Annotated in this window: 3 protein-coding genes; 2 read left to right on the top strand and 1 reads right to left on the bottom strand. The window is 42.9% G+C overall.

Annotation, left to right across the window (positions count from 1 at the left end; genetic code table 11):
- The first annotated feature begins 412 nt into the window (after nucleotides 1–412).
- Together ACP45E_RS16360 and ACP45E_RS16355 are read left to right on the top strand one after the other, a co-directional pair.
- Nucleotides 413–1,438, top strand: coding sequence for an acyltransferase (locus ACP45E_RS16360; protein ID WP_017037791.1), 1,026 nt, complete (start codon nucleotides 413–415; stop codon nucleotides 1,436–1,438).
- Between the two features lie 93 nt (nucleotides 1,439–1,531).
- Complete coding sequence (locus ACP45E_RS16355; RefSeq protein WP_069585277.1) at nucleotides 1,532–2,200, top strand: START domain-containing protein; 669 nt, start codon at nucleotides 1,532–1,534, stop codon at nucleotides 2,198–2,200.
- 86 nt (nucleotides 2,201–2,286) lie between these two features.
- Here the strand turns inward: ACP45E_RS16355 and ACP45E_RS16350 are convergent, their stop codons facing one another.
- Nucleotides 2,287–3,624: a carbohydrate porin gene (locus tag ACP45E_RS16350; RefSeq protein ID WP_017037220.1), complete on the bottom strand. Its 1,338-nt coding sequence runs from the start codon at nucleotides 3,622–3,624 to the stop codon at nucleotides 2,287–2,289.
- Nucleotides 3,625–4,284: the final 660 nt, after the last annotated feature.

Below are 4,284 nucleotides of genomic sequence, written 5' to 3'. Positions count from 1 at the left end.
ACCGCTCTTCCGATCTAAGCTATGTGATGGCTAGGGCAATGGGTGGCAATGCCACGTTAGCCGCCAATATTATCGCCTTAACCACGGTGCTATCTTTGATTACCTGCACCCTGGGTATTTTCACCTTGTCTGCCCTTAAGCTGATATAGGCATGAACCTAATATGAGCGGGCATCTGTCAACTGTGAGGTAGGCAAAATGCCATTTGAACTTTGTATTTTGAACAACATTGTATTTTGAACATTGTATGATGACGACAAAAGTATGATGACGACAAAAGTGACATAACCATCAATAGCATGCATTAAAATGAATACCCTCCTAGCAAAACGCACCTATAGCGCTTTCTAACGCTATGGTATTACTGAATTTATTGGTACATTTTGGGTTTCTTTCCCCCAAGGTTATTTCTCATGTCCACCACAAATAAAATTGCGAGCATCGAGCTTGGTCGCGTTATCGCTATGCTGGCTATACTCTCTATGCACTGCCAGCTGTTTCTCGGGTATTTAGAGTTTAATGGCGAATCCTGGTTTGGCTATGTCTTCAATCAATCGACTCGTTTTGCTGTTCCACTGTTCTTTCTTATCTCAGGTTATTTGATTCAGCCAAAGCTGACTCTCGATCCCATAGGCACGCTTAAATCTTATTCAATGCCTCTTGTAAAAATCTGGGTTGTTTGGAGCATCCTGAGTTTAGTCATGCCCTTTAATTGGGGTACCTTACTCAGCGAAGGTTACTTAGCAGAACGTTCCGGTTACTGGAATTACTTACTGCAATCACCATTAAACTCACTACTCGAAGGTGGCCTTGTCCACTTGTGGTTTATTCCTGCTCTAGTTTGCGCCGTGGCTCTTCTCGCATTCTTAATCAAAAGCAAACAAAGCGCGTTAATTATGCCCATCGCAATCTTGCTCTATCTCTATGGCGTGCTTGCCGGTAGCTACCAAGTCATCACCCATTTTGATGCGCCATTCTTTACTCGAAATGGTCCATTTTTCGCCACGTTAATGGTTGCGATTGGCTTTAAAATTCGCCAGTCTCAATATAGTTTGAATAGCAAGAGTGCATTATTAATTGCTGTGGTAGGTCTTGCTCTGCATATGGGAGAAGCCTGGAACCTACACCAATATGGCCAAGCTTTTAACGCAAACGACTATCTATTGGGGACGGGTATCTGGGCGATTGGTTGCTTTTTATGGCTATTGTCGAAACCAACACTAGGCGATTCAACACTTGTTTTTTCATTGTCGAAACGAGTGTTGCCCATCTACGTAAGCCACATGTTGGTCATTATCTTTATGCTCAATATCGCAGGCATGCTTGAGTTAACACATGGCGTTAGAGATCTTGTGGTATGGTCAGGGTCGGTGTTACTGACGTATTTATTAGTTCTAGGGTTAGAAAAAACACCATTCAATACGTTGCTATTTCGGTGATAGCTATTTCAGTGACAATTATTTCGGTAACCGTTGTTTGAGTACTAGGTACTTCGATGACAACTGATTCGATAATAGAAAAAGGAGCCGGTTATGTTTGTATTACTACTGATCGGCTCTCTATTGCTGGCAGCCCCCTCAGTCGCCTCGCCTTTAGTGGCTTGGCAATTTGTCAAAACTGAAGATGGGATCACTCTTCACAGTCGCCCGCACACCAACGGCTTGGTCGAGATTCGTGCTCAAATGTTCATCACTACCCGTTATTCCTCTTTTTTACTTCTGCTAGAAGACACGGAACATGTTCCTAACTGGATTGATAACGTTAAAAAAAGCCAGGTATTAAAACAGATAAGCCCAACTGAGAACGCGGTATACACTCAATTTCAAGCTCCCTGGCCAGCTCGTGATCGGGATATGGTGACTTATTCACGATATTACTTCGACCACGGCGCTTTTTTCCTCTTAATTAAAGATGCTCCAAGCATGTTAGCTAAGCAACCTAACTATATTAGAATTTCTGATGTAAAAGCCTTGTGGAAACTAGAAAAGCTAAGCAACGGCACGACTCACATTGAATACGTTGCTTTTGCTAACCCGTCGGGTGTACTCCCCCATTGGCTGATAAACAAACTCTCGATAAACAGCGCATTAAAAACATTCCAAGGGCTAAGGAATGAAATCGTCCACTACCAAAACGCTACGCACCCGAATATCAGTTCGGCTGACTCAGCGCTTTCTTTGAACAACCCGCAAACGGAATAAAAAGGATACCCAATCAATGGTATCCCTTTGCTCTGCGCTTCAAGCTTAAAACTCGCCGCTGATGCATCAACGAAACGATTGGTGGTTTACCACCAAGCTTCAAACATTGCGCCGAAACTTACCGTATCAACATTTGTTGTTGTGGCGCTTGGTCCACTCTTCTCTACATCCCCCACAGTGGTGTAGAAACGCAGCATTGGACGGCTCCAAGGTAAGCCCCCTAGAGAGATATTTTGAGACAATGTGACTTTCCAAGCTTGCTCTTCTGAGTCATCTTGGTAATCCACCATTCCAAGACCCGCTTCTAACCACGTAGAGTGCGTGTCATCCCAGTTGTACATAGGGCGAACAATGGCTGCGTACTCTTTAGACTCAGTCTTAACGTCATCGCCAGAAATATCTTTGTAAGAAACTAGGTAGTCAATAAACACGTTGTCAGAAGGGTTTACGCCGCCTTCGACACTGGTGTAAAGCACTTGTTTTATACCTGCGAGATCAAATGCTGAGTTATCCGCGCCATCACCATATTTCACGATCAGCTTGTGTGAAGATCCTAAACCTAACGTTGCACCGACTAACACCGATGTCTCACTGTTATCTTTATCAGAAGAGAAGCCATAGTTTGCGTAAAGATCGAGATTACCTATACCTGCATCAATACTGTGTAGCTTAGAAGTGAATGCGTAAGTACCGCTGTCGTTACCTTGGGCGCCACCAATATTACACTTGATGGGTTCACCCTCTTTATCCACCCCAGATCCATTTTCATCATTACAGTAAAAGTCCGTACCACCAGCAACCGCCCCTACAAATGCAAAGTCGAGTTTCGCACCACCAAAATCAAAGTTTTGAAAACCACCGCCTTGACCATCGTGAGACATCCAGAAGTAGTCGTTCAAACCTTGTTGAGGACGTTGGTGGAAGTCACGTCCCGCCCACACATAAAGATCCGGTTGGCTTTCAAAAATATTACTCGCCCCTGCATAGAATTTTTTAAGGTTTACATCACCAGCAGATCCCCAGTCACTGTGAGCCCAGTGGTCAAGCATCACGGCGAGGTTCCACTTAACGCCACTTTCTGACTCGAAAATTTTACCAAACTGGAATTCGCCACCGTTCGCTTCATTACCTAGACGACCAATAGAACGGCCAGTACTGCCAATATTCACAAGCTTGCTATCACCTTGTTGGTAGAGAGCGCCGTAACGTGCATAACCAGAGAAGATAATACCTACTGGGACCTCTACATCAGCAGGTAAAGCCGATTGCTGTTGATCATCGGTATAATCTAGAGTCACTACCTTCGCTTCGAGCTCTTGGATACGTTGCTCTAATGCAGCAATATCATCAGCTGCAAAAGAAGAAACGGAAGCAAGTGAAGCAGCCACTGCTATGGTTAAAGGCAAGCGTTTAAAATTATTCATGTTATTTCCCTATTATTCTTTATATTTATTTTGGTTCGAGGGAATAATAAGCAATGAAACAGTTGAAAATAGCGCTGTGTTTCACATCAAAACGAGAGTACCTTTGTCATGAAACAACAGGAAATTTTCGTGCACTCAGACAGGCTAATAAGCCCAATGGTTTAGCGTTAAAAGCGAAGGCTAAAGGTGATTTGAAAACGGTTTCATTTCATAGGATTTGATGGGATAGTTCACGAAAATTGCCCAGGAAATGATGTTCAATCGCAGGCAAACAATGAAAAATTTCACCATGATGAAAACATTCAAGCAAACTATCTGAAACTTACAGAATTAGGGAAAATCAAGCGAACAAATAGAATTTTAGTCACCTATCGGACCTCCCTGAAAACAAAAAGTTCGCCGATTGCATTTGAGTATGGCAATCAAAAATAGACACCGTAATAACCGCCAGTGGTTAAGAGAGCGCCTACAAAACCGTATTAACCTAGACCTAAAGCTTTATCTACCGAGTCAACATCGAGACTTATATTCATCCTATTGTTTATTCTGTAAATAATGCTTGACGTATTAGAGCCATACCGTAAATATAACTGTGCAGAATGAATGAAATATTATTTATAACTAGGGCGCGTTGAACTTTCGAGCTGATTTTTGCAGCAA

Origin of the sequence: Vibrio genomosp. F10 str. 9ZD137 (genome assembly GCF_049974785.1) — a bacterium.
Classification (GTDB): Bacteria; Pseudomonadota; Gammaproteobacteria; order Enterobacterales; family Vibrionaceae; genus Vibrio.
Note: the sequence above shows the minus strand (reverse complement) of the source record. Positions and strands in the feature narration are given on the sequence as shown.

Bases quoted from the DNA above. Each gene is read 5' to 3' on its own strand.
- ACP45E_RS16360 (WP_017037791.1), top strand. From the start codon at position 413: ATGTCCACCACAAATAAAATTGCGAGCATCGAGCTTGGTCGCGTTATC.
- ACP45E_RS16355 (WP_069585277.1), top strand. From the start codon at position 1,532: ATGTTTGTATTACTACTGATCGGCTCTCTATTGCTGGCAGCCCCCTCA.
- ACP45E_RS16350 (WP_017037220.1), bottom strand. From the start codon at position 3,624: ATGAATAATTTTAAACGCTTGCCTTTAACCATAGCAGTGGCTGCTTCA.